The 24,688-nt window shown below is 72.2% G+C and carries 25 protein-coding genes; 6 read left to right on the plus strand and 19 right to left on the minus strand.

Annotation, left to right across the window (positions count from 1 at the left end; genetic code table 11):
• Nucleotides 1-11 precede the first annotated feature (11 nt).
• A complete protein-coding gene (locus tag CLT74_RS16875) occupies nucleotides 12-455 on the plus strand; it encodes a winged helix-turn-helix domain-containing protein (protein WP_099847397.1) in 444 nt (147 codons plus the stop codon).
• A gap of 168 nt (nucleotides 456-623) precedes the next feature.
• On the opposite strand, the gene CLT74_RS16880 is transcribed toward CLT74_RS16875, so the two are convergent.
• Both CLT74_RS16880 and CLT74_RS16885 read right to left on the minus strand, forming a co-directional pair.
• Nucleotides 624-1,523 carry an imine reductase family protein gene (locus tag CLT74_RS16880; RefSeq protein WP_099847398.1) on the minus strand — a complete coding sequence of 300 codons (900 nt, stop codon included), beginning with the start codon at nucleotides 1,521-1,523 and terminating at the stop codon, nucleotides 624-626.
• Complete coding sequence (locus tag CLT74_RS16885; RefSeq protein ID WP_099847399.1) at nucleotides 1,520-2,389, minus strand: imine reductase family protein; 870 nt, start codon at nucleotides 2,387-2,389, stop codon at nucleotides 1,520-1,522. The genes CLT74_RS16880 and CLT74_RS16885 overlap by 4 nt, the downstream gene beginning before the upstream one ends.
• 148 nt (nucleotides 2,390-2,537) lie before the next feature.
• On the opposite strand from CLT74_RS16885, the gene CLT74_RS16890 reads away from it, so the two are divergent.
• Together CLT74_RS16890 and CLT74_RS16895 are read left to right on the plus strand one after the other, a co-directional pair.
• The gene (locus CLT74_RS16890) at nucleotides 2,538-2,894 is read left to right on the plus strand and encodes a winged helix-turn-helix transcriptional regulator (RefSeq protein WP_099852181.1); all 357 of its coding nucleotides are present in this window, start codon (nucleotides 2,538-2,540) and stop codon (nucleotides 2,892-2,894) included.
• Between the two features lie 149 nt (nucleotides 2,895-3,043).
• Entirely contained in the window at nucleotides 3,044-3,412 is a 369-nt protein-coding gene (locus CLT74_RS16895; RefSeq protein WP_099847400.1) for a VOC family protein, read from the plus strand.
• An 8-nt stretch (nucleotides 3,413-3,420) separates the two neighbouring features.
• Here the strand turns inward: CLT74_RS16895 and CLT74_RS16900 are convergent, their stop codons facing one another.
• The 11 genes from CLT74_RS16900 to CLT74_RS16950 form a co-directional block, all read right to left on the minus strand.
• Nucleotides 3,421-4,530, minus strand: coding sequence for a hypothetical protein (locus CLT74_RS16900; RefSeq protein WP_099852184.1), 1,110 nt, complete (start codon nucleotides 4,528-4,530; stop codon nucleotides 3,421-3,423).
• Nucleotides 4,531-4,840: 310 nt separating this feature from the next.
• Entirely contained in the window at nucleotides 4,841-5,125 is a 285-nt protein-coding gene (locus tag CLT74_RS16905) for an antibiotic biosynthesis monooxygenase (RefSeq protein WP_099847401.1), read from the minus strand.
• Nucleotides 5,126-5,196: 71 nt separating this feature from the next.
• Complete coding sequence (locus CLT74_RS16910; RefSeq protein WP_099847402.1) at nucleotides 5,197-5,955, minus strand: MerR family transcriptional regulator; 759 nt, start codon at nucleotides 5,953-5,955, stop codon at nucleotides 5,197-5,199.
• Between the two features lie 36 nt (nucleotides 5,956-5,991).
• Nucleotides 5,992-8,328, minus strand: a complete 2,337-nt coding sequence (locus CLT74_RS16915; protein ID WP_199172203.1) for an EAL domain-containing protein — start codon at nucleotides 8,326-8,328, stop codon at nucleotides 5,992-5,994.
• Between the two features lie 282 nt (nucleotides 8,329-8,610).
• The gene (locus tag CLT74_RS16920; protein WP_099847403.1) at nucleotides 8,611-10,098 is read right to left on the minus strand and encodes a hypothetical protein; all 1,488 of its coding nucleotides are present in this window, start codon (nucleotides 10,096-10,098) and stop codon (nucleotides 8,611-8,613) included.
• Between the two features lie 88 nt (nucleotides 10,099-10,186).
• Nucleotides 10,187-11,371, minus strand: a complete 1,185-nt coding sequence (locus CLT74_RS16925; RefSeq protein WP_486582364.1) for a hypothetical protein — start codon at nucleotides 11,369-11,371, stop codon at nucleotides 10,187-10,189.
• Between the two features lie 63 nt (nucleotides 11,372-11,434).
• A complete protein-coding gene (locus CLT74_RS16930) occupies nucleotides 11,435-11,668 on the minus strand; it encodes a zinc-ribbon domain-containing protein (RefSeq protein ID WP_099847404.1) in 234 nt (77 codons plus the stop codon).
• A gap of 89 nt (nucleotides 11,669-11,757) precedes the next feature.
• Entirely contained in the window at nucleotides 11,758-12,615 is an 858-nt protein-coding gene (locus CLT74_RS16935; protein ID WP_099847405.1) for an SRPBCC family protein, read from the minus strand.
• A complete protein-coding gene (locus CLT74_RS16940) occupies nucleotides 12,608-13,165 on the minus strand; it encodes a helix-turn-helix domain-containing protein (protein WP_099847406.1) in 558 nt (185 codons plus the stop codon). The genes CLT74_RS16935 and CLT74_RS16940 overlap by 8 nt, the downstream gene beginning before the upstream one ends.
• A 103-nt stretch (nucleotides 13,166-13,268) precedes the next feature.
• On the minus strand, nucleotides 13,269-14,609 hold the full coding sequence (locus CLT74_RS16945) for a class I SAM-dependent methyltransferase (RefSeq protein ID WP_099847407.1): 1,341 nt from the start codon (nucleotides 14,607-14,609) through the stop codon (nucleotides 13,269-13,271).
• Between the two features lie 22 nt (nucleotides 14,610-14,631).
• Entirely contained in the window at nucleotides 14,632-16,011 is a 1,380-nt protein-coding gene (locus CLT74_RS16950; RefSeq protein WP_099847408.1) for an FAD-binding oxidoreductase, read from the minus strand.
• A 124-nt stretch (nucleotides 16,012-16,135) separates the two neighbouring features.
• Here CLT74_RS16950 and CLT74_RS16955 point away from each other — a divergent pair, with 124 nt between their 5' ends.
• Complete coding sequence (locus CLT74_RS16955; protein WP_099847409.1) at nucleotides 16,136-16,837, plus strand: RICIN domain-containing protein; 702 nt, start codon at nucleotides 16,136-16,138, stop codon at nucleotides 16,835-16,837.
• Here CLT74_RS16955 and CLT74_RS16960 read toward each other — a convergent pair.
• On the minus strand, nucleotides 16,829-17,404 hold the full coding sequence (locus CLT74_RS16960; protein ID WP_099847410.1) for a TetR family transcriptional regulator C-terminal domain-containing protein: 576 nt from the start codon (nucleotides 17,402-17,404) through the stop codon (nucleotides 16,829-16,831). The genes CLT74_RS16955 and CLT74_RS16960 overlap by 9 nt on opposite strands.
• A 35-nt stretch (nucleotides 17,405-17,439) precedes the next feature.
• On the opposite strand from CLT74_RS16960, the gene CLT74_RS16965 reads away from it, so the two are divergent.
• Complete coding sequence (locus CLT74_RS16965) at nucleotides 17,440-18,306, plus strand: hypothetical protein (RefSeq protein WP_099847411.1); 867 nt, start codon at nucleotides 17,440-17,442, stop codon at nucleotides 18,304-18,306.
• A 103-nt stretch (nucleotides 18,307-18,409) separates the two neighbouring features.
• Here CLT74_RS16965 and CLT74_RS16970 read toward each other — a convergent pair whose 3' ends face one another.
• The 4 genes from CLT74_RS16970 to CLT74_RS16985 form a co-directional block, all read right to left on the minus strand.
• Nucleotides 18,410-18,877, minus strand: a complete 468-nt coding sequence (locus CLT74_RS16970; protein WP_099847412.1) for a DinB family protein — start codon at nucleotides 18,875-18,877, stop codon at nucleotides 18,410-18,412.
• 10 nt (nucleotides 18,878-18,887) lie between these two features.
• Nucleotides 18,888-20,840 (minus strand): VWA domain-containing protein, encoded by a 1,953-nt coding sequence (locus tag CLT74_RS16975; RefSeq protein WP_099847413.1) that lies wholly within the window; start codon nucleotides 20,838-20,840, stop codon nucleotides 18,888-18,890.
• Between the two features lie 2 nt (nucleotides 20,841-20,842).
• A complete protein-coding gene (locus tag CLT74_RS16980; RefSeq protein WP_099847414.1) occupies nucleotides 20,843-22,288 on the minus strand; it encodes a sigma 54-interacting transcriptional regulator in 1,446 nt (481 codons plus the stop codon).
• A gap of 101 nt (nucleotides 22,289-22,389) precedes the next feature.
• Nucleotides 22,390-22,980, minus strand: a complete 591-nt coding sequence (locus CLT74_RS16985) for a TetR/AcrR family transcriptional regulator (RefSeq protein WP_099847415.1) — start codon at nucleotides 22,978-22,980, stop codon at nucleotides 22,390-22,392.
• 74 nt (nucleotides 22,981-23,054) lie between these two features.
• Here CLT74_RS16985 and CLT74_RS16990 point away from each other — a divergent pair, with 74 nt between their 5' ends.
• Nucleotides 23,055-23,510 carry a GNAT family N-acetyltransferase gene (locus CLT74_RS16990; protein ID WP_099847416.1) on the plus strand — a complete coding sequence of 152 codons (456 nt, stop codon included), beginning with the start codon at nucleotides 23,055-23,057 and terminating at the stop codon, nucleotides 23,508-23,510.
• Between the two features lie 52 nt (nucleotides 23,511-23,562).
• Here the strand turns inward: CLT74_RS16990 and CLT74_RS16995 are convergent, their stop codons facing one another.
• Nucleotides 23,563-24,630, minus strand: coding sequence for a hypothetical protein (locus tag CLT74_RS16995; RefSeq protein WP_099847417.1), 1,068 nt, complete (start codon nucleotides 24,628-24,630; stop codon nucleotides 23,563-23,565).
• Between the last annotated feature and the right edge of the window lie 58 nt (nucleotides 24,631-24,688).

Consider the following 24,688-nt stretch of genomic DNA (forward strand, 5'->3'; position numbering starts at 1 on the left):
AGGGCGGCACTGTGACCGACGAGACGCTCGACCAGCTCGGTGCCGCCCTCAGTGACCTGCATCGGGTGCTGCGCCGGCGGGCCATTCAGCGGACCGGGCGGGCCGCCCTGCCGGACGCGCAGGTCGAGGTGCTGCGGCTGGTGCAGCGCCAGCCCGGGATCAGCGTCCGGGAGGCCGCCGAGCGACTGGGCACCGCCGCGAACACGGTGAGCACCCTGGTCGGCGAGCTGACCAGCGCCGGCCTGCTGCGCCGGGACCGGGATCCGGCCGACCGGCGTACCGTCCGGTTGGAGTTGACCGACGTGGCGTGCGAGCGCATCGCCGCCTACGGACAGCACCGCCGCGAACTGCTCGCCGCCGCCCTGGCCGGCCTCGACACGACCGACCGGGAGCGGCTGCGCGCCGCCACACCCGCCCTGTCCCGCCTGGCCGACCACGCCGCGGAGCTGCCCTGACCGCCGTCCCCGGGCGGCCCGGAGCGGATACGACCGCAAGCCCGGTCAGCGCCCCGCCCTGACCGCCGTCCCTCGGCCGCCCCGACGGTTACGGCCGCAAGCCGGGTCAGCGCCACACTTTGACCGCGCCGTCCCCGGCCGCCCCGACGGGTGCGGCCGGAAGCCGGGTCAGTCGCTCGCTCTGATCACCTCGTACAGGGCGGTCCAGTCCTGGTCGCCGTGGCCGGCGGCGACCGCCCGCTCGTAGTGTGACCTGACCGCCTTCGGCAACTCGGTGTCGACGCCGGCTGTCTCGCTGGTCCGCAGGATGTGCTCGGCCGTGGCACCCATCATCCGCGCCGTGCTCAGGTCGCCCGGGTGCTCGCCGGCCTCCAGTGCGCGCGCCAACTCCAGGCCGTCGCCGATCATCGCCGGGATGTCGGTGAGGGTGGTGAGCGCGCCGGGCAGGAAGTCGGCCGCCGGTACGCCCGCCGCGGTGACGAGTGCGGTGGCGTGCAGCAGGCTCGACAGGCAGGTGAGGAAGACGTCGAGGTGCGCCTGGTAGAACAGTTGCGCCAACCCCGGATCGGCACCCAGGTACCTCGGTTCGCCGATGATGCGCAGCACCGGTTCGCTGCTGTCGAAGGTGTCGCGGGGCCCGCTGTAGAAGACGTACGCGTCCCCGGTGCCGATCATGGGGGCGGGCACCATCACCCCGCCGGTGACGAACCGCGCGCCGTGACCAGCGGCCCAGGCAGCCGCCTCGCGGGAGATGTCGGGGGTGTCGGAGCTGAGGTTGACCAGGGTGCGGTCGGCCAGGGCCCCGGGATCGTCCGCCACCGGGCCGAGGATGTCGTACATCGCCGGGTAGTCGGTGAGGCTGAGGATCGTCAGTTCGCTTGCGGCCACGGCGGCTGCCGGCGTCGGCGCGAGGGTGGCTCCCCCGGCGACCAGCGCGTCGGCCCGGCTCGGGGTGCGGTTCCACAGCGTGACCGGATGTCCGGCGCGGATCAGGGCGGCAGCCATTGCCTGCCCCATCGGCCCGAGACCGATGACGGTCACCGGTCGGAGATCGTTGTTCCCGCTCATCGGACACTCCTCAGTTCCTCGAACATGCGGGCGGTGCCGTGCTCCCCGAACCCGGCGGCGAGCTGCCGACGGACCAGGTCGTGCGCCGGCTTGAGCACCTCGTCGGTGACGCCCTGCCCGGTGCTGGCCTGCATCACCGTGCTGAGGGCCGTCTCGGTGAACCGCAGGCTCTGCTGGCCCGGCCCGAGGTAGTCCTGCTCGTCGATGGTCACGGCGTAGTCGGCCAGTTGCTCGGTCATCGCGGCGAGGAACGGCGCCTGCCGCCGGACGAACTCGCCGGCCGGCACCCCCTCGGAGCCGACCATCGCCGCGCCGTGCAGGAAGCCGGCGAACATCGCGTACATGCCGGCGAGCATCGCCGTGTCGTAGAGCGCCGCCATGCCCGCGTCCGGCCCGAGGTAGCTGCTCTCGCCCCACAGGTCGAGCAGTTGTCGGTGCTGCGCGAAGCTCTCCGCCGATCCGCTGTAGAAGATCGCCGACTCGGGGCCGCCGATCGTCTCCGGGACGGCCATGATCGCGCCGTCGAGGAGGTCGATGCCTCGCTCGCCGGCCCAGCGGGCGAGGTCACGGGACTGATTCGGCGTCGTGGTGGTCAGGTTGATCACGGTGCGACCGGACAGGCCGGCCGCCACGGGTTCGAGCACGTCCCGTACGGAGGTGGCGTCGAAGAGGCAGACGACGACCGTGCGCGTACCGACGATCGCCTGCTCGACGCTGTCGGCGATGACGGCGCCCTGCTCGCCGAGACTCTGCGCCCGGTGACCTGTGCGATTCCAACAGACGATCCGGTGGCCGGCGTCCGACGCCGTTCTCGCGAGCGCGCTGCCCATCGCGCCCAGTCCCAGGAAGGTGGTGCTGACTGTCATTCGGTGGTCCTCTGCTCTGTCCGGTGATCCGACGGGCGCGCCGATCACCATGCTTGGCGACCACAATCGAGCGGGCAAGTACCCACTATTTTGTTCAATACTTACCTGAAGGTAAGTGATGAAGATCGACTACCGAGGAGGCGGATCCATGGCATCGGGCGACAGGTGCGGCCCGTACATCTGCGGGATCGACGCGGCGATGGACGTGGTGTCGGGGAAGTGGAAGTCGCTGATCCTGTGGGAGCTGGACAACCACGGCACCCGCCGGTTCGGCGAGCTGAAACGGGGCCTGCCAGGCGTCAGCGAGAAGATGCTCATCCAGCATCTGCGGGAGATGGAGCAGGACGGTCTGGTCCACCGCGAGGTCTACCGCGAGGTCCCACCCAAAGTGGAGTACTCCCTGACCGAGCACGGCCTGTCGCTCAACGAGGCGCTCGGCCCGCTGGGCGAGTGGGGGCAGCGCCGGGCCGAACGGCTGGCCGCCGACGCGGCGCCCGCGTCCTGATCGTGTCCCGTCGCCTGCCGGGCGGGGCGCGGCCGTCCGTGGCCGCGCCCCGCCGCGTCGGGTGACTCGACGGCGAACCTCGGCTCCTGTCGTACCCGGGCCCTAGCCTCTGTTTCGTCCGAGCCCTTCCCGCGCGCCGGAGGCAGCAGATGCTCGACCATCTCGGCATTCAGGTCCGTGACCTCGACGCCAGCATCACGTTCTACGACGCCGTCCTGGCCGCGCTCGGTGCCCGCCGGATGTTGCAGTACCCCGAGGCCGTCGGTTACGGCAGCGGCAAGCCGGACTTCTGGCTCAGCCCGGCCCCCGCCGAGGCGACGGGGCAGGAGAGCCACATCGCCTTCACCGCACCCGACCGCGCCTCGGTGCGGGCGTTCCACGACGCGGCGGTGGCCGCCGGGGCGCGGGTGCTGCACGAGCCTCGCGTCTGGCCGGAATACCACGCCGACTACTTCGGCGTGTTCGTCCGCGACCCGGACGGCAACAACGTCGAAGCGGTCTGCCACGCACCCGGGTAGGCGGCCGGTCAGTCCCAGACGGTGCCGCGTACGCCGCCGTGCAGGCCGCAGGCCCGAGGGCTGCCGCCGGCCAGGCTGATCTTGCCGTTCTCGCACTGCACCAGGTAGCCGCGTCCCTCCCAGAACCCGGGCACACAGTCGAAGTGGTCGCACACCTCGCGGGCGGGTTCGCGGACCCGGTCCCCGCCGCAGAAGTCGTAACCCATGGGGTTCTCGGGGGCGCCGCAGCGCCGCTCGGGCTTCGGGACGGCCCGGCGCGGCTTGGCTGAGCCGGTGGCGCGCGGTGTCGTCGAGGCGCTGGCTGCGGCGGACGCGGGGGTGGCGGCCACAGCGGTTTCGGTGCTTGTCGGGTCGGACGGGCCGGAGTTGGCCAGGGCGACCGGCACCATCACGGCGAGCGCGACGGCGACCACGGCGGTCCGTCGGCCGCCGGGAATGAGTGCCGACAGCCGGGCCTGCCCGGGGGTGGCGATGCCGGGCCGGGACGGGCGCAGCCGGGCGTGCTCGCTGATCAACTCGTCGAGTTGGTCGATGACCGCCTGCCGTTGCTCGATGGCGTCGGCGAAGGCCAGGGTGAGCACGAACCGGAACTCGGCCGCCACGTCCGGGCGCAGCAGCACCCCGGAGGCACGCCGCCGGTCCAGCACCTGGATCAGAGTGACCGACGCGTGCGGGTCGTGCGCCAGACCTGTCATCCTGCCGTACGCCCAGTCGCGCCGGCCTCGCCCGCCGAGCAGCACCAACCGCCGGTTGGTGATCACCGCCATGCCGGCGTCGGCGACCCGGACCCCGTCGGGAAGGCGTCGACGCAGCCGACCGGTGGCCGCACCGACGGTCAGGTCGGGAGCGGGCAGCACGGCGTCGTGCCGCATCTCCACAAGCTGCGCGGCCGGTACCACCCGCAGCACGACCTCGTCGGCTGTCAGTTCCAGCGGGAGGCCGTCGCCGGCCGTGGCCGAGCCCTGACACTGCTCGGCGAGCGTACGCAGGCGGCGCAGTTCGTCGTCGCGTCGCCGCCAGGTCCCCTCGGCGCTGCGGAACAGCCGCAGCCGGCGCTCGTTCTGCCGGCGCGCCCACCGGTACCGCCATGTCGAACCCGTCGAATCAGTCCTTGCCACGCCGACTCCTTCGCCGCGCATGCCACCAACCGCAGGCCACCAAATGGGGTGTCACAGTGTTAACGGCTGCGGGCACCGGCATGGACACGGGCAGAAGGGTGTGAATTACCCGATCGGTGGAGCAATACGGACGAGACGGCGGTTTCGCTCTGCCCCGTTCGCCTTCCGTTCCGGCGGCTGTGACGTAACCGGCCACTCGTACGCCGATCAGTCGTGGGGGTAGACGAGGGCTGCAACACACGCCCACCACCAAGCGGGGCCGGGCGGGTTCTCCCCGACCCGTCCGGCCCCGCGCCCGCTCAACCGACGATCAGGGTGACTCGACCGCGCTGATCAGGAACTTGTTGACCTCGGCCTCGACGATCGCCACCTGCTGTTCCGGTTCCGGGCCGGAGCCGCGGAAGTCGAGCAGTTGTTCCTCGGACTCCCACCGTTCGTACACGTTGATCCGCCCCGGCTCGGTCAGGTCCGGGCTGATGGCGAAGTCGAGGCAACCGGGCGCCTTGCGCGCCTGGCGAACGATCTCGGCGCAGGTGGCCAGGTAGTCGTCCCGCTCGGCGGGGTCGACGTGCAGTGTGCCGGCGACGATCAGCAATGCAACCTCCGAAGATCGGGAGAGCGGACGCCAGTCATACTCTCCCGATCCTTCACGGTCCGCACGCCCGATCAGGCACGGGTGATCGCGTTGGCGTGAATCGCCTCAGCCAGGTACTCCGTCAGACCGGGAGCCATCGCCTCGTAGTGCGCGGTGAACCGTTCGTCGGCCAGGTACAGGTCGGCCAGCCCGGTGTGGATCTCGTACGAGCACTCGTAGAACCACCTGCTGATCTGCTGCCGGTGTTCCTCGGCCAACTCCATGGCCGCCGGCCCGTCGGCCGGCGCGCCCGAGGTCAGCAGCGCGACGATCCGCCGCCCCCAGTCCTCGGTCTCCGCCTTGAACCGTTGCCAGTCCTCCTTGCGGTAGCGCGACGTCCGCCGGGTCGACTCCTGGTAAGCCTCGGTGTCACCCCACCGCTGTTCCGCCTCCTGGGCGTACGCGTCCGGGTCGAAGTCCCCGAAGACCTCGAACCGCTCCTGCGGGGTCAGCTGGATGTTCATCTTGCTCGCCTCCATCGCGAATTCGATCGCCGCGACCATCTCCTGAAGGCGCTTGATCCGCACCGTCAGCAGCTCGTGCTGGCGGCGCAGGTGCCCTTCGGGACCGCTCGCCGGGTCGTCGAGGATCACGGCGATCTCGTCCAACGGGAACCCCAGCTCGCGGTAGTACCGGATCAGCTGCAACCGCTCCAGGTCCGCCTCGGAGTAGCGGCGGTATCCCGAGCCGCTACGCCCGCTCGGCGTCAGCAGACCGATCTCGTCGTAGTGGTGCAGCGTCCGGACCGTCACGCCGGCGAGCTTCGCCACCTGACCAACCGTGTGGGCCATGGTTCCCCCTTTCCGGAACCACGGTCCCGCCTGCCGTTACGTGAGGGTCAAGCCCGATTCTGCGACGCCGGACACACCCGGTGGGTCGGCCTTCGCCAAGACGGCCCGCAGCTCCGCCAGGGCGGTCGGGCGACCGTAGCGGTAGCCCTGCCCCTGCACGCAGCCGATCGCGGCCACCGCGTCGTGCTGCCGCTCGGTCTCCACCCCTTCGGCCACCACGCCCAGGTTGAACGCGCCAGCCAGCCGGGTCACCATCTCCACAGTCGCGTACGCCCGGGCGTCCTCGGGGAGCCGGGCCACGAACGACCTGTCGATCTTCAACTCGGTCGCCGGGATCCGGTGCAGGTAACTCAACGACGAGTACCCGGTGCCGAAGTCGTCGATGGCGATCCGGATGCCCAACTCCCGCAACTGCCCGAGACGGTCCAGTACCGCGTCGCTGCCCTCGATCAGCGCCGACTCGGTCAGCTCCAGGGTCAGTGCCCGGGGCGCCAACCCGGCACCCGCGGTGGCCTCGGTGACCGTCGCGATCAGGTCGGGCCGGCGCAGGTGCGACGCGGCGATGTTGACCGCCACCGTCGCCGAGGGAACCCGGTCCTGCCAGGTGGCCGCCGCCCGGCAGGCTTCGTGGATGACCCACCTGTCGATCGGCAGAATCAGCCCGGTCTCCTCGGCCAGCGGCAGGAACCGCGCCGGGCTGAGCATGCCCAGCCGGGGATGCCGCCACCGCACCAAGGCCTCCGCGCTGCGTACCGCCCCGGTGGCCAGATCCACGATCGGTTGGAACTCCAGGTGCAACTGTTCCTCGTCGACGGCCCGCCGCAGGTCGGCGATCAGCTCGGCCCGGCTCACCGCCGACTCCCGCAGCCCCTGCGTGCACCGCCGGTACGCGGACTTGCCGGCCGCCTTCGCCGCGTACATGGCGATGTCCGCGTCGCGCAGCAGGTCGGTGTGGGAGATGTGCTGCGGCCCGTACTCGGCGATGCCGATGCTTGCCGACGGGTGCACCCCCACCAGTTCCTCGCCCGGTGACGGTTGCAGCGCCGCCAGCAGCCGCTCGGCCAGCCGCTCCGGCGCCAACGGCCGCCCGTCGGTGACCAGCACGGCGAACTCGTCGCCACCGATCCGGGCGATCATGCCGTCGTCGCCGACCGCCCGACGCATCCGTCGGGACAGGCCGGACAGCAGCGTGTCACCTGTGGTGTGCCCGAACCGATCGTTCACCTGCTTGAACCCGTCGAGGTCCAGTAGCAGCACGGCGACCCGGTTGGTACCGCGCAGCGCACCACGCAGCCGGCGGGTGAACGCCAGCCGGTTCGGCAGCCCGGTGAGCTGGTCGACGTAGGCCAGCTTGCGTAGCTGCACCACCAGGCGCAGGTTCTCGTTGGCCGCCAGCCCCTGCCGCAGCGCCAGCGTCGCCAACAGCGCCATCATCGCCAGGAAGATCGGCATCGGAGTGTGACCGCTGGCGTCGCGGGCCAGCATTGTCGCCCCGATCGCCCCGCCCACCGGCAGGTAGGGCAGCACCACCCGCCACCACGGCGGCAGCGGCGCCTCCCCGGCCTCTCCGGTCTCCGCAGCAGCTCCGTGGTCCCGTGGCGGGGACATCCGGGTAGCCACCACGATCAGCAGGTAGCTCAGCGGCCAGAGCACGTCGACCGGGGTGCCGGGCTGGTAGGTGCCGGCGGCCACAAGCGACACGTATACCGTGTCGGCCACCGCCCGTACCGTAAGGCTCACCCCCAGCAGCGCCATCGGCCGCCACACCGGCCGGCCGGGGCCGACCACCGCCACCAGGATGGTCAGCTGCACCAGATCGAACATCGGGTAGAGCAGGCCGGCGGTACGCAACGGCTCGTCCAGGTCGGCCAGGCTGACGTTGCGGAAGATCAGCAGCCAGCCGATCGGGATCAGCGCCAGCCCGACGATCACCCCGTCGAGCAGGGTCCGGGCCCGCCCCACAGTGGTACGCGGTGCGGTGTTCGAACAGAACAGCGCAGCGGTCCCGGTCAGCAGGCTGGCCGCGAAGATCAGCCCGACGGGCAGGGTGTGCGGCAGGCTCTCCCCGAGCAGCCGCTGCGACGTCCACAGTGCCCGCCCGGCCAGCGACAACGCCATGGTGGCGGCCAGCAGCAGCCAGAACCGGCGCAACGTCACCGGGTGCCGGCGGGCCGCCGCGACACAGGCCACCGCGGCCCAGCCCGCCACCGTGAGCGCACCCACATCGCTCGCCAGCGCGCCAGCGGGTAGCCCCAGCACCAGCCAGAACGCCTCGACCGCGACGACGACACCGGCACCGACCAACCCCACACGGCCGACCCGGTCCTGTCCGGGCGAGCGCGCGGCAGCCTGCTCGACGTCCTTCCGCGACACAGTGATCGCTCCGGCTCTCTCTCGTGCGTACACCCTGGACGGCGGGGATCGGCCCTGGCAAACCCCGAAAGCCTAGCCACGCCCGCAGCCGCCCCGCCAGATCCAACGGGTACGCAAGTCCACAACCTGACGACTCCCGGTGCGGCGACGCGGGCAACGACCCGCTCGCGGTCGGGGGATGATTACCGTCGGCGACCGGCGACCGGCGACCGACGGTCGGCGGTCGGCGGTCGGCTCGGCGATGGGGTGGGTCTGTCAGGAACGGTGGGTGGGCGCTTGCGCTCACGCCCATTGTTCGTCGGGTGCCGCGGCTCCGGTCGCGGGTGGACCGCCGTGGGTCCACGGGGTCTCATCCGCCGTCGGGAACGCCGCGCCCGGGACGTAGGCGTCGCTGAGCGTGGTGTAGCAGAGCCGTTCCCCCACCTCCGGCACGCTGCCCGGGCTGGCCGTCAGGCCACGCCCCATCCCGCCGGACAGTTCCAGCACCACCTCGGTCTTGCCGTCCGCCGCCGGGGTGACGAACACCGTCCGCGCCTTCTGCCCGGGGCGGGACGGGCTGGACAGCGTCGCGCCTACCGGTACCAGCACCGGGTCGGTGGTCATCAGCTGGATGCGCGGGCGCAGTACCGGCCGCTTGCCGCTGTCGTCGACCCGGGTCGGGTCGGCCAGCAGCACCTCGCCGACGAAAGCTTCCCCGGTCAGCCGGTACTCCGCCATCACCAGCGGGTCGTCGTAGGCGCGCTGCACCGCGTAGGTGGCGGCGGCCCGTTCCAGGCGGTGCAGCCGGGCCGCGGCGGCCACCGCACCGTCACGGCGTGGCTGTGGGGAGCCGTCCGCGTCGAGGTGTTCGGCGTGGGCGGTGAAGGCGTCCCGGTCGCCGTCCCACCGCGTGGCCACCCGCGCGCCGGGCGGCAGGGCGCGCAGCAACCCCAGGCCGCGCCACATCAGCTCCCAGGTGGGCGTCAGCTGGTCCCGCAGCAGCCGCTCCAGCTCCGCGTACGCCTCGACGCGCGTCGACTCGTCGGCGGCGGCGTACGCCTCGATGGCCGGCGCCAGCAGCCGGTTGTCGAACTCGGGATCGGTGGCCGGGCCGGCCGGCGGGCAGGTCGACGGGTCCTCGGCGCGGGCGGCCGCCTCGGCGCCGGAGAGCCCGCCGGGCGGGGCGATCCACCCCAGCAGCGCCGGCAGGTGCAGATCCTCCACCGCGCTCTGCCCGGTCGCCCAGTGCAGCGTCAACGCCTGCGTCATCGCCACCAGCGCCGACGAGCCGGGGTGCTCGGCCCGTTCGGCGAAGTAGGTGAGCCAACGGCCCAGCAGCGGCACCTGCGGCGGTACCGGATACTCGCCGTCGACCCGCCGGAACCTGGTGGAACGGCCGAGCAGCCGCAGGAACGTCACGCCCGCCGGATTCGGCACCAGCAGCTGCGGCGCGTCGAGGTACCGGTACCTGACGTCCCGGCCCCGGTCCACGGCGACCGCCTCGTTCGCCGTACGGTGTCCGTCCACATAGGGGAGCACGATCTCGGCCAGTTCGGCGGCGAACGCGAACCGTTGGTCCCGGTTGCGCGGCTGCGGCACGATCAGCAGCCGCGCGTCGCCAGGGGCCGAGCCGACCATCGCGGCGAGAGGCGCGTTGGCCTCCCCCGCCATCGCCAGCGGCACCAGCACCAGCGGCCGTCTCGACAGGTGCAGATGCCGGACGGTGGCCACCGGTTGGGCCACCCCTGCGGCGACCGCCTGGGCCGCCGCCAACGCCCGCAACGTACTCATGCCGGCACTCCGCCGCGCTGCGTGCCGCGCTGCGTGCCGACATGAGGCACCCCAACACTGAGCCCGATGATTCCCTCGCTCCGCTCGCTCATGCCGGCGCGGTGGCGAAAGCGTCGGCGCGCAGGCGGGCCGCGGTCCGCAGCAGCGCCGCGGCCTCCGCCCGCTCGGGGTCGGTGGCGGGTTCCCCACTGGCGAGTGCCAGCACCTCGCCGACGTCGGCGATCCCGCCCAGCGCCTCGCGGACCGGGCGGCCGAGCGTCCCGGTCTGCCCGCGAGCCTCGTGTCGGCAGAAGTACGCCAGCTCGCAGCTGGCCAGACAGTCGGGGGCGTACCTGGCCGGTACCCGCGCCAGCGAATCGGCAAGGGCCGCCGGATCGGCGGCGGGATCGGCGGTGAAGTCGGCCGGCACGCCGGCCAGCAGCGTGTCGAGCCGGTCCATCCGGTCCAGTTGCCGGCGTACCACGAGCAGTTGCCGGCGGACGTCGAGCAGGTGCGCGACCGGCTCGTTGCTGAAGTCCCGGGGGCAGACCAGCACCACTTCATGCGACACGAGCTGCGGGTCGTGGCCCCGGGCGGCGAGCAGTTCCCGCAGGGCCAGCACGTAGACGGCGGACTGCACCGCCGCGGCGGCCAGCTTCGCCGGGTCGGCCTGGCCGTCGATCACCGGGAAGGACTTGATTTCGACCACGTGGAACCGGCCACCCAACCGGGCGGCCACCAGGTCCGGTTCCAGGTGCACCCGCTGCCCGGCGACCGACAGGCCGAGCATCGGATGGTCGAACAGCGCCGCCGGCTCGTCGGCGCCGGGCTGCTCCCCGGCACCGGACGGCTCGGGAGGGCCGGCCGGCTCGGGAGTGCCGGGCGGCTCGGCGGGGTGGGATCCGGTGGGCGACAGCGCCTCGGTGAGCAGGGTCGCCGACCGTCGGGCCCGGGTGGCCGGGTCGTCGCCGTCGCCGAGGTCCGTCCAGCTGGCCGCCGCCGGCACCGGTACGCCCAGCCGCTCCGCGACCAGTCGTAGCAGCTCGGCCCCACCGTCGGCCTTCACCTGCGCCTCGAAGACGTTGCCCCGGGTGATGGCGAATCGGGACTGCCCGAACCGGGCGGGAAAGCCGACCCGCTCAGCCAGTGCCGGCTTGTCCACCCCGGCACCGTCGAGGACCGCTCGCCGGGTGCAGCCCGGGTTGCCGGTCAACGCGGCGAGCGTACGGGCGTTGTGTCGTTTCGGCGGTGCGTCGCCCCGGATCGCGGCCAGGCGCTGCTCGGTGTCCGTCACGACAGGCCACGATAGTCGCGGTGACGAGTTCCGGCCCGTCGCGGCCACGCCCGGAGGTGGCCGTCAGGCGGCCATCAGGCGCTCGGCCTCGGCTCGGGCCACCGGGTACTCGGCGGCGCAGAAGGTGCACTGCTGCAGGTGGCGGGTACGCACCGGGATCAGCGGAATGAAGAAGAGACTGAACTTCGTCGAGCGACGGGTGAGCACCTGGGCGGCCTGCTGCCCGCAGTGGCGGCAGACCTGCTGCACCACAGCCGACCGGGTGACCCTGGTCCGGAGTCCGAAGATGAGGAACACCGCCGGCAATTACCCCGTCGCACGCCTGTTGATGCCAAGGGCACGGACGGCCACCAGGCTGCCCCGGTGACCGCCCGTGCCGGTACGGCTCAGCCGGCCGTGGCGGCGGACTCCTCAGGCAGCCAGATCGGCTGCCAGTCCGGCACCTCGTGGAAGCGGCGCAGATCGGCCAGCCCGGAGACCGACCCGGCCCATGCGGCGTAGGGCGGGTTCTGCTCGTCGAAGCCGCTCTGCACGAAGGTCAGCTTCGTCTTCCCGTCCGACTCGGCCAGCTCCCAGCTGGTCACTCCGTTCGGTCCCCAGTCGACGGACATCTTGCGGCCGGGTTCCAGGTCGACCACCTTTGCGGCGAAGCCAGCGTCGAAGCCGCCCATGGCGTACCGGCCGCCGACCCAGGGTTCGATCCCGATCGGGTAGCCGAACCAGGCGCTGACCTGCTCGGAGTCGATCAGGGACTCCCACACCTTGTCGGCCGGCGCGGCAATCTCCAGCTCGCCACGGAAGTCGGCGCTGGTGAAGTCCACCTTCGGCAGCAGCGGCTTGCCGGTCAGGTACGCCTCGAGATTCGCGGTCGAGAGGTACCAGTAGGTCTGCAGCACGCCCCGGATGCTGGTGCCGTTGATCACGTCGTTGAAGTCGAAGTGGGTCTGCGACAGCCGCAGCACCGTGGCGTCCGGCCCGTCCGCGCTCAGCGTGATCTCGGTGGTGGTCTCCACCCCGTCGAGCAGCCAGGCGAAGCGCAGCCGGTCGTCGTCGGCGTGCAGCAGCCGCTGATGTGGGGCATCACCCTCTGGCGTGTAGCGGCCCCAGAACTCGTACCGCTCGGGCAGCTCGACCTCGGCGTGCTCGGCCAGCCAGACGCGCAGCTCGGCGGGGTCGGTCAGGGCCCGGCGCACCCGCGCGATCGGCGCGGCGAGGCGGGCGGCGAGGGTCATCGGTTCAGTCACTGTCGGTCCCCTTCGGGTAGCAGGCCACGGCGAGCTTGAAGGCGTCTCCCTCGGCGCCGCCGTAGCGCGTGAACAACTCCTGCAGCGCGGACTGCAGGTCGTGCAGGAACTCCTGCCGGCGCTCGGCCGGCACGCGGATCTCGCCGGAGACGCCGATCGACGGCAGCTCCGGGGCGGCGCGGTCCAGGGCTGCGACGTCGGCCTGGACCTCCTCCATCAGGTCCAGCAGGTAGCCCAGGCTCAGCTCGTCGCGGGTGCGACGCAGCCCGATCCGGCCGACCAGTCGGGGCGAGAGCCAGTACGACCGGGCGGCGGCCTGGTAGATGCCCTCGGTGATGCCACGGACCTTGCGCTTGTCGACCTGCTCGACCAGCCCGGCCGCGACGAGTTGCTTGACGTGGTAGTAGACGCGCTGTGGCGTCTGCTCCAGCCGGGCGGCCACCTCGGTGCAGGTGCGTGGCTCGGCCAACTGCCGCAGGATCTCGACGCGCTGCGGCTTCAGCAGCGCCTCGGCCTGCTCGATCTGCTCCAGGTACAGGACATCTCTCATGGCAAAATCAGTTTGTACGTAAAAAACTTCTTTGTCAATGGGTTCGGGAAAGGCCGCGCCGGCGGTTCCCGGCGCGGCCTCGCGCAGTCCTAAGGTGCCCCGGTCAGGGCAGCCAGTCCGGGCGCAACGGGTAGCCGTTCACCGCGTCCGGGCCGTTGCGCGTCGCCACCACCTGGTGCAGCTGGATGCCGTTGCGCTCGAAGGCCAACCGCGAGCCGGCCATGTAGAGCCCCCACACCCGGGCCGTACCGGCACCCACCTCGGCGACGCAGGAGTCCCAGTGCCGCACCAGGTTGCGGCACCAGGCCGCGAGGGTCAGCGCGTAGTGCTGGCGCAGGTTCTCCTCGTGGTGCACCTCCAGCCCGACATCGTGGATCTCGCTGATCAACCGGCCCGGGCCGGCCAGTTCGCCGTCCGGGAAGACGTACCTGTCGATGAACGCCCCGGACCGGTGCGGCGCCCGGTTGTCCGCCCGGGTGATGCAGTGGTTGAGCAGCCGGGCCCCCGGGCGCAGCCGGTCCCGCAGGAACCCGAAGTAGGCCGGATAGTTGCGGACTCCGATGTGCTCGGTCAGGCCGATCGAGGACACCGCGTCGAACTGTTCGCGCGGGGCGTCGCGGTAGTCCAGGTGGCGCACCTGCGCCAGCGCGGACAGCCCCTCCCGCTCGATGGCCGCCTGCGCCCACTGCGCCTGCGCCCGCGACAGCGTCACACCGAGCGCCTTGACGCCGTACTCGCGGGCCGCGTGCCGGACCATGCCGCCCCACCCGCAGCCCACATCCAGCAGCCGCATCCCCGGCCGCAGCGCGAGCTTGCCGGCGACCAGGTCGTACTTGTTCGCCTGAGCCTGCTCCAACGTGTCGTCCGGGCTGCGGTACACCGCGCAGGTGTACGTCATCGACGGGCCGAGCACCTTCTCGTAGAAGGCGTTCGACACGTCGTAGTGGTGTGAGATGGCGCTGCTGTCGCGGGTCCGCGAGTGCCGCAGACCGCCCATGATCCGCTTCCAGCGCGGCTGCGCCTCCTGTGGCGGTGCCGGCGGCGGCAACAGCCGCTCCCAGCCCAGCCCCCGCACCAGCGCCAACCCGTCGGCGAGCGCCGGGGCCCGCATCCGCAGCCCACTGAGCACCCGCAACGCCTCGTACGGGTCGCCCGGGTGCACACCCTCCAGGGTCAGGTCACCGCTGACGTAGGCACGTGCCATGCCCAGGTCGCCCGGTGCGGTGAGCAGATACGACAGCCCTCGCTCGGAGTGGATCGACAGGGTGATCCCGGCGTCGGCCGGGCCGATCGAGCTGCCGTCGTACCCGGTGACGCGTACCGGCAGAGGGCCCGAGGTCACCGCCCGGACGATGTCCGCCACGGTCAACCCATACCGCCGGCCCCCCGGGGGCGGTGTGGCGGGAGCGCCTGCCGCTCCCTGGCTTCGGTCGGTGAGACTCATGCCAACACTCCGCTCCGCTCGTTCATGCTCGTGCTACCGCCTTCTCGTACAGTCCGGTGAGCCGATGCTCCGGGTCGTACCGGTCCCGCACGGCGCGCCATGCGCCGCCGCCGTAGAGCCGGTCGAACGAATCCCGGTCGTAGTACGCGTCGGAGTAGAGCGACTTGTGCCCGCCCTTCTCCGACACCGCGCGCTCGATCTCCCGGTTGACGTCGCCGTCGGCGGCGCCCTCGGCGATCGGCACACTCCCCCAGAACCCGATGTTGACGTAGTCCAGCCCCGGCCGTAGCGGATACAGCGGCCAGGACCGCGCCGATCCCGCGCCGGCCGGCTCGCGCAGCCGCAGCGGACACAACCACACGGGCGTCATCCCGACGCCGGCGGCGAACCAGTGCAGAAACTCGGCGGTACGGTCCAGTGGGATCTCCACGTCCTGCACGACCCGCTCCCGGGCCGGCTGACCACGCCACCTGTCGATCCGGGCCGCCACCCGGTGCCGGTGCTCCAGGCGCACGATGCGGTGGTAGACGTCGCTGCGCCGCCACCGTGCCGGCCACAACCGCCGTACCACCGGGTGCTGCGCGCCGAACGCCGCCGAGCACCAGAACCAGTCGGTGTCCCAACGCCACAGGTAGTCGTGGATGGTCAGCGCGTCGTGGGTGCGCTGGCGCAGCGAGCGGTAGTAGATCTCCTGGCCGGTGTAGTCGGAGACCGCCGGCGCGTCGTCGGTGAAGCTGCCCAGCACCAGGTACGCCTCACCGGGGCTGAACATCACCCCGTCCATCGCGTCGACGCTCTCGCCGGCCCAGCGGCGGGTCGCGGTGATCTCACCGATCGCCTCGGTCAACGCGGTCAGGTTGGTGAACCGCAGGTTGCGCAGGGCCACGTAGCGGCGGACCGGTTGCAGCTCGATCCGCAGCCGGATGGCGTACCCGAGGCTGCCCAGCGAGTTGGGGAAGGCCGCGTACAGGTCGGCGTGCTCGCCGTCGGGGCGGGCGGTGACCAGGTCGCCGGCGCCGGTGAGCACGTCCAGCTCGATCACCGACTCGTGCGGCAGGCCGTTGCGGAACGAGGTCGACTCGATGCCCAGCCCGGTCACCGCCCCACCGAGGGTGATGGTGCGCAACTGCGGCACCACAAACGGCATCAGGCCGTGCGGCAGGGTCGCCTCGACAAGTCGTTCGTAGGTGCACATGCCCTGCACGTCGGCGGTGCGGGCGACCGGGTCGACGCCCAGCACCCCGCCGAGGCCGCTGACGTCCAGCCCGGATGCGGGGGCGCTGCGCGGACGGAACAGGTTGGAGGTGCGCTTGGCCAGCCGCACCGGCTGGCCGGGTGGCACCGCCGCGTACGACCGTCGCAGCTGGGCCACCGCCAGGTCATGATCACGCAGGGCGTGCATGGGATCACTTTACGCGCCCCGGGAGCGCCTGGCGGGATGTCCATCAGAGGCGTTTCTCGCCCCTATCAGGCTGGACGCCGGGGGTGGCTGGCCGGCACCGCGCGCGGTGGGACAGGATGCCGGCATGTCGCACACCGATGGGTCGGGCAACGTTTACGGCACCAGCCGAGCCGGGCCGTCCCGCGATCCACTGCTCGTCACGGCACTGGCGGTCGGACTGGTCGGCGTACTGCTGGGGGTGCTGTTCGCCACCGGCGTGCTCGGTGGCGACGACGATCCGGAGCCGGCACCGACGGTGGCCGCGCCCAGCCCGAGCGCGGCGCAGCCCAGCCCGACGGAGAGCGAACCGGAACCCGGCCCGACCACGTCCGAACCCTCCCCCACACCGAGCCCCAGCCAGGACCCGGACGCGGTCGTCGGACCGAAGGTGTTCCGGGGGGTCGGCTCGGGTCGCTGCCTCGGGCTCGACGGTGACGGTGAGAAGGCCGCCGCCAAGCTGGCCGATTGCAGCAGTGGGCCGGAGCAGCAGTGGGTGGTCAACGCCTTCGGCCCGGACACGGTGACGCTTACCAACGCCGCCCACAACCAGTGCCTCGACGTCGAGGGCGGCAGCGGTGACGACGGTGCCCGGTTGCAGCAGTTCGGCTGCCACGGCGAGGGCAACCAGCAGTGGCGGCTGCAACCTGTCGACGGCGGCGCGACAGTGCTGGTGGCCGTGCACAGCGGCAAGTGCGCCCAGGCCCGCGACGGTGGCGCCGACGCCGGCACCGACATCGTCCAGGCCCCCTGCGACGGCAACCCGGCCCAGCGCTGGGCCCTACAGTGACTCGGCGAGTTGCCGAAGGTGCGCGCTGATCAAGGAACGGGAGCCCGCCGGGTCCTCGCCGTGCAGCACCGTGTGCAGGATGAGTCCGTCGACCAGGGCGTAGAGGCGGCGGGCTTCCAGGTCCCGGTCCGCCGCCGGGCCGGCAACCTGGTCAACAATTGATCTGAAGGCGTGCCACAGCAGCCCGTGCATCTCCGCTCGGAGCGCTCCGAGTTGCGGATCCACCACCGACTGGGCTGAGAAGGAGAGCCATACCTGACACTCGGCCAGCCGGTCCTCGTCGAGTGGCAACATCTCCTCGATCATGCGTACGGCGACCTCCGTCGGGTCGCCGGTGACCTCGACGGCCTCGACCCGGGCCTGGATGCGCTCGGCGACCAGCCGCATGGCGAACAGCGTCAACTCGGACTGGGAGCCGAACGAGTGGCGCAACGACCCGGTCGACAAGCCAGCCTCCAGCGCCACGTTCCGCACCGAGGCGTGGGCCAGGCCGTCGCGGCGCACCACCCGCCAGACGGCCTCGGCCAGCTCCACCCGACGGGCGGCGGCATCCACGACTTTGGGCATGGACCTTTATAGCACGACCGTGTTAAATAATCTTTATGACACAGTCGTATCAAATAAATCTGGGGCTGATCGGCGTCAGCGCCGCCGTCGAGGTAGTCGTCCTGGCGACGATCGTCTGGCTGCTCACCCGAAGATCCGCTCCGGCGATCGCAGACCGAGCACCAGCTCATCCGGTGGCCCGCTTCGAGACGCTGGCCCTGCTGCTCTACGGACTGCTGGCCCAGCTGCTGGGCGTGGCGCTCGGGCAGGCCCTCGGTTGGCACCCGATCAGCTTCCACCTGGCCGGCACCCTGGTCGGTCCCCACGACCACGTCGGTGTGGCGGAGACGATCGGCTGGGCCGGCTACAACTTCACCGCCTTCGCCGTCGTACCCTTCCTCTGGTTCCGCCGCCGCTACAGCTCGACGGAACTGTGTCTGCGCTCGACGAACCGTCGCCGGGACAGCCTGATCGTCGCGGTCGTCCTGGCGGTCGGCAGCATCACCCAGCTCCTCGGTCTGAGCGCCGCGATTCTCGCTCTCGACGGCCGCCAGCTGGCGCTGGGCGTACCGCTGACCTTCGTGCTGTATCTGCTGGGGACCGGCCTGCCGACCCTGGTTTTCGTCCAGGCGATCCTCGTACCGAGGTTCGTCCGCCTGGTCGGCATCCCCGGTGCCGTCATCCTTGGTGGACTCACCTACGCCGCACTGCACCTCGGCGACGCCTGGACCCGCTTCACCAGCGTGGGCGAAGCCGTCACCTCGATCGGCCTGGTGCTGCTCGTCTACACCATGCCCGGCGCGTTCAAGACATTCCTCACGGTCCGGACCGGTAACGCGTGGGTCCATCTGTGGGCGTATCACGCGATCGCACCCCACACCCTTGTCGACACCCCGTTGATCGTGCGGATCTTCCGCCTCTAGTTCGCGCCAGTCCTGGCAGGTCCCGGCCCTGGGAGCAGCGGAACAGCTACCGGAGGCGGCGACGAGGACCGCCGACGGCGCAGTGGCCGCACGGCCGTCCCGGTCAGGTGTTGCCGCGCAGCGCGCGTAGCTCGCTGAGGTGTCGGGGCAGGTGCACGCGGGCGTGCAGGTCGATGGTGCGGCCCCACGGCAGCGGCTCGTCGATGACGAGTTCGAACCCCTCGCGTAGGTGCGTCTCGACCGGGGTGTCCGCCGCCGCACCGAGCTGGGCCACCAGCGCGAGCAGCTGGTCACTCGTGGCCCGCAGCCGGGTGGCGAGGCCGTCGAGGCCGCCGCACTCGGCGGCCAGTTCGTCAAGTTCCGGCCGGTGCACCTCGGCCAGGTCGTAGAAGGCGTAGGGCGTGCCGGCCAGCACCGCCTCGGTGGCCTCGCGCATCAGCTCGTCGCTGGCGACCAGGTGCGCCACGATCTGCTCGGCGCTGTACCGGTCGCGCGGGGGCGGCCCGAACCCGCCCGCGTCGACCTCGGCCAGCACCTCGTCGTACGCCCGTCGCAGCCCGTCGACCTCCACCCGGCCGAGCTTATCGGCGGCCCCGGCGGGCCCGCAGGTAGTCGCTGACCACGTACTCGCCGAGGTCGTCGGCGTCCGGGGTGAACACCCGGCCGCCGCTGCGGCGGGCCACCGCATCGACGAAGCGGCGCAGCCCGGGATCGTCGCCGAGCATGAAGAGGTTCAGGGTGGCCCCGTAGCGGCCGAGCCGGTCCACCTCCCGGACCGTCGCCTCGATCGTCTCCGGCGACGACGGCCACGCGAACAGCGCCTCACCGTCGTCCGGGTCCAGGTGGGCTGTCGGTTCCCCGTCGGTCACCACAAGCACCACCGGCTCGGCGTCCGGATGGCGCCGCAGGTGCCGGCCAGCCAGCCGCAACGCGTGCTGCAGGTTGGTCCCCTGCGTCAGGTCCGGCTCGACGGCGGCCAGTTCCTGCTGGGTAAGCGTCTCCGCCCGCCGGCCGAACCCGATGATCTGCAACGCGTCCTGCGGAAACCGCGTCGCCATCAGGTGGGCCAGGGCCAGCCCGGTCTGCTTCATCGGACCCCACCGCCCCTGGGAGATCATCGAGTACGACAGGTCGACGCAGAGCGCCACCGCCGCCGACGCTCGTCGTTCGGTCTCGACGACCTCGAAGTCCTCGACGGCCAGTTGTACAGGCACCCCGGGGCCGGTGCGGCGGACCGCCCGGGTCAACGTCCGCACCACGTCCAGCGGCTGCTCGTCGCCGTACTCCCAGGGCCGCGACGCGCCCGTCACCTCGCCTGCCGCACCGGCCGAGCGCAGGTCGTGCTGGCCTCGCGGGCCGGCGGTCAGCTCGGCGAAGACCTTCCGCAGCGCGGTGCCGCCGAGGCGACGCAGCGCCTTCGGGCTCAGGGTCAGCCCGTCGGCGTCGCGGGTCACCCAACCCTGCCGGCGCAGCTCCCGCTCCAGCTCCCGCAGCCGGCGTACGTCGTCGGCCGCGTCCCGGCCCAGCGTCCGGGACACCGCGTCGACGTCGATGTCGTCAAGGGTGGCGCCGGGGTGTGCCTGGCCCAACTGGTCGAGCAGGTCGTCCAGCTCGGCGATCTCGTCCAGCGCTCCGGTCGCCTCGCCGTAGCCGAGCGGCTGGCCGCCCTGCATCCGCTCGCCCCGCCCCCAACGCAGGTCGGGCCGCAGCGCCCGCAGGTTACCCTCCAGCGCGGCCAGCTCACCGGCGAGCCGGTCACCGAGGGACTCGCGCATCAACCCGGCCAGTTCCTCCCGCTGCCGCTGCGACAGCGAGTTCATCAGCCGCTGCCCGGCCGCCGACCGTCGGGCCAGCAGGTCGACAAGTTCGTCCACGTCACGAGGCCGCTCCGGGAAGAAATCGCCGTGCCGGCGCATGAACTCGGCGAACGCGTCGGTGGTGTCCTCGGCCCGGGCATGCCGGGCCAGCAGGGCGTTGAGGTCCCGCATCATCTCGGCGACCCGCTCCTGCACCGCCGGGTCACCGGCCAGCCGCGTCGAGTCGCGCAGGCCGGCGAAGCGCTGGCCGAGCACGTCGTCACGCAGCCCGTCGAGGATCCGCTGGTAGGTCTGCCGGGCCTCGTCGCTGGCCCACCGGTAGTCGGACAGGTCGCGCACCGCCTGCGCGGTCGAGCGGGGCAGATCGTCGAGCATCGTCTCGGCGAACCGGGCCGCCTCGTCGTCCCGGCGGGCCAACTCGTCCCGTTCGGCGGCCAGGGCCTGGTCGAGCAGCGCGCGCGCCCGGGTGACCGCGCCGTCCAGCTCGCCCCGGCGCAGCGCCTCGCGGCGTAGCCGGCGGGCGCGGGCGATCAGCCCGTCCAGCCCGCCCCGCCCCTGCGGGCCCCGGCGCAGCAGGTCCCGCAGCGCGTCGCGGAGACTGCCGCCGGCCAGCACCTCTTCGCCGACCTGGTCCACCGCGGCCTGCACGTCGTACGGCGGCGCGAGCGGATCGGGACCGCCACGCCACTGCCCGTACCGGAACCGGTTGCCGGCCATCGCTAGTCCCGGCCGCCGTAGCGGGTCCGCCCGGAGTCGGTGACGTCCTTGCCCAGCCGACGGCTCAGATGCAGCCCCTCCAGCACGAACTCGACGGCCGCCGCGGCCTGCCCGGTGCTCGGCGCGTCGCCGATACCGAGCCGGTCGAGCACCTTGGCCAGCCCCGGCACCGTGCCCACCTGCCGCAGCAGCTCAGCCGCCGACACCAACTCGCCGGTCTCGACCACCTGCTCCTCGTCGACGAGCGCGGTGAAGCCGGACAGGTCCAGCCCGGCCAGCCGGGCCCGGAACGTCTCGGCGGTGGCGGTACGCAGCAGGTGACCGAGAAGTTCGATCTCCCGACCCTCCTCGCCGCTCTCGAACTCCACCTTGCCGCGCAGCGTCGAGGTCACCGACACCGCGTCCCCCACCCGCGCCACCGCCTCGGCGGTCGGCAGGTCGGAGTCGGCGCCCAGCAGGCACGCCCGGCGCAGCGCGGCAGCGGCGACGGTTTCCGCGGCGGCGATGGCGAACCGCGCGGAGACACCGGAACGCGGGTCCACCGACGGCGACTCGCGTACCGCCCGGGCGAACCGGGCCAGCACCTCCAGTACGTGCTCCGGCACCTCGGCGACCAGGTCGGCCTCCTGCCGGATCAGGTCCAGCTCCAGCTCCAGGTCGGTCGGGTAGTGGGTGCGGATCTCCGCGCCGAAGCGGTCCTTGAGCGGGGTGATGATGCGGCCCCGGTTGGTGTAGTCCTCCGGGTTGGCGCTGGCCACCAGCAGCAGGTCCAGCGGCAGCCGCAACTGGTAGCCGCGTACCTGGATGTCCCGCTCCTCCAGCACGTTGAGCAGCGCCACCTGGATCCGCTCGGCCAGGTCGGGCAGCTCGTTCACCGCGAAGATGCCCCGGTTGGTACGCGGCACCAACCCGAAGTGGATCGTCTCGGGGTCGCCGAGCGTGCGCCCCTGGGCCAGCCGGACCGGGTCCACGTCGCCGATCAGGTCACCGACGCTGGTGTCCGGGGTGGCCAGCTTTTCCCCGTAGCGCATGGAACGGTGCAGCCAGCCGACCGGCAGGTCGTCGCCGGCCTCGGCGACAAGCGCCCGCGACGCCGGGGTGACCGGGTGCAGCGGGTGCTCGTTGAGCACCGAACCGGCGATCACCGGCGTCCACTCGTCGAGCAGCGTCACAAGCGACCGGATCAGCCTGGTCTTGCCCTGGCCACGTTCGCCGAGCAGCACCATGTCGTGGCCGGCGAGCAGGGCGCGCTCCACCTCCGGCAGCACCGTGTCGTCGTACCCGACGATGCCGGCGAAGCGCGGAGCGCCGGCCCGCATCCGGGCCCGCAGGTTGTCGCGTAGCTCCTGCTTGACGGTGCGGTAGCGGTGCCCGGCGGCGCGTAGCCCACCGAGCGTGGCGGGCAGGTCGGCGGGTGGGAGCGGCGGAACTGGCGATGACTCACTCACCCGCCCACGCTAGCTCGCCACCGCCCGGGTCAGTCGCCGCCAGCCTGGCTCGATGATGAACAGTGCGGTTCGGCGGGCGACCGCACCCGCCTGCCCGAGGCTCAGGGCTCGGTGTCGAGCGCGGCGAGTGCGGCGTCGAGGGCGCTCCGTTGGGCCTGCTCACCGTAGGTCTCCGGGTCGACGCAGGCGAGCGTGTTGAGCCCTTCGACGAGGGCCACCAGGCTGGTGGCCGTGTCGGCCGTCTCGGCCGGGCCCAGCTCCGGCTGGGCGGCGCTGACCAGCCCACGGACCCGGGTGACGAACCGGCGGTTGTAGTCGCGGTGCAGGTCGGCCAGGACCGGGTCGGCCAGCGCGGCGGCGAGGAAGCCGACCCAGACCCGCGCCTCCTCCCGCTCCTCCTCGGTGGGTGAGGCGGCCTGGAACAGCACGGCCCGCAGCGCCTCCAGGGGGCTGCCGGCCGCGGCCTGTGCGGCGTCGGCACGCTGGCCGGTACGCCGGTGCAGCAGCTCGCGGGCGTGTACCAGCAGGGCCTGCTTGTCGGCGAAGGTGTGCAGCACCATGCCGGTGGTGCACCCGGCCCGCTCGGCGACGGCGCGCAGGGTGAGCCCGGGCAGGCCGCGTTCGGCCAGCACCGACCAGGTGGCTGCCGACAGGCGTCGCTGCTGGTCGGCGAGATCACGGCGTCTGGCCATCCGTACCCCTTCCCGATCGACGACCCATACCGTAGCGTACGTTACGGTAACGCTCGTTACGGAAAGGTTGACAGGTGCTCAGCATCGTTCGCGAACCCTGGGAGTCGACCGACGCCACCCGGCTACGTGCCGCCCAACGGGCCGAACTCGACGCCCGCTACGGCTGCGACGACCACGAGCCGGGCGCGCCGCCCACGGCCGAGACGGTAAGCATCTTCCTGGTCGCCCGCGACGCCGGAGGCACCGCCGTGGGCTGCGGTGGGCTGCGCTTCCTGGCCGCCGGTTCCGCCGAGATCAAACGGATGTACGTCTGTCCGCCGGCCCGGGGCACCGGCGTCGCGACAGCCGTCCTGCGCGCCCTGGAGCAGGCTGCCCGCGACGCCGGCGTACGCACCCTGTTGCTGGAGACCGGCACCGCCCAGCCCGACGCGATGCGCTTCTACGAGCGGGAGGGCTACCGGCGCATCGACAACTTCGGGCCGTACCGGGGCGAGCCGCTCTCCGTCTGCTACGCCCGCGACCTGCCGTGACAGCCCGGCCCGCCGCCCGCCCCCGTGCCGGACGACGGACCGGAGCCACCGGTCACCCCAGGTTGCAGCGACCGCAGACATCCCGGCGGCGCAGGTGGTACGCGTACGTGGCGGCACCGAGCGCGAGCCCCCACACCGGGAAGAACATCAGCGGGGCACCCGCCGCACTGAGCCCCCGGCCCACCGTCCAGAACTCGGGCAGGCTCAGCGCGTTCACGCCGGCCGCAGTGGCCAGGACCGCGACCGCAGTCGCGGGGACCACGGCCAGCCGAACCGGCACCCGCCGGCCCGCCATCCCCGGCATCCAGCGCGGGAACCGCTCACCCCAGCGCTGTACCAGCCCCAGAGTCAGCACCGAGCCGACGGTGGCGAAAGCGCCCAGCCCGGCCCCCGCCCAGACCGCACCGTTCTCCCACAGGTCGGCGAGATCGGCGGACGAGATGCCGAGCGGGATGCCGGCCAGCCAGGCGAACCGGGTCAGCGCGTAGCCGAAGGGGATCACGGCCGCGACCCAGACGGCCCATCGGCCCCAGCGGGCGGCGGCCGCCGGGGTGGTCCAGCCCCGGCCCGTGCCGTCGCGTCCGCACCCGACACAGGAGCCGGCGGTACGCCGCTGCCACGCCAACAGCGCCCCGCCCAGGAGCACGCCACCCGCCATCGCGGCGACCCGGGCGGCCAGCGTCCAGGTGAAGACGTCGGCGTAGTCCACAGGTGGCCAGCCGAACGGTGCGCCGAGCAGCAGCATCGGCGCGTACCCGACCAGCGCCAGCACCTGCACGCCGGGTACCACGACGGTCAGCACGAACGCGACGGCCCAGCCGTAGCCGAGCAGCAGTGTCCGCAGCGGGCCGGCAGGCGTGCTCGTGCGGCTGACCAGGATCAACGCGGCGGCCGTGAGAAGCATCCCGGCGAAGAACTGTGGCCCGGCGTCCGTCGGGAGCAGCCGGAGCAGTGTCGAGTCGAGGTGCGGATCGTTGGCACCGAACGGGTAGCCGGTGCCGGTGATGGCCGCCACCAGGGCGAGCAGGCCCCACAGGCCGAGCCAGCCGGCGGCGAGTGGGGCGAGCAGACCGGTCCGACGGGAAGTGTCGCGGTGTTCGGGTACGGCTACGTTCGTCATGCTTCCCAGCCTCGACCGAAGCGCCCGCCCAGCCCTCCCGTGCGGCGGGGAACCGTCT

It is taken from the genome of Verrucosispora sp. CNZ293 (genome assembly GCF_002754655.1).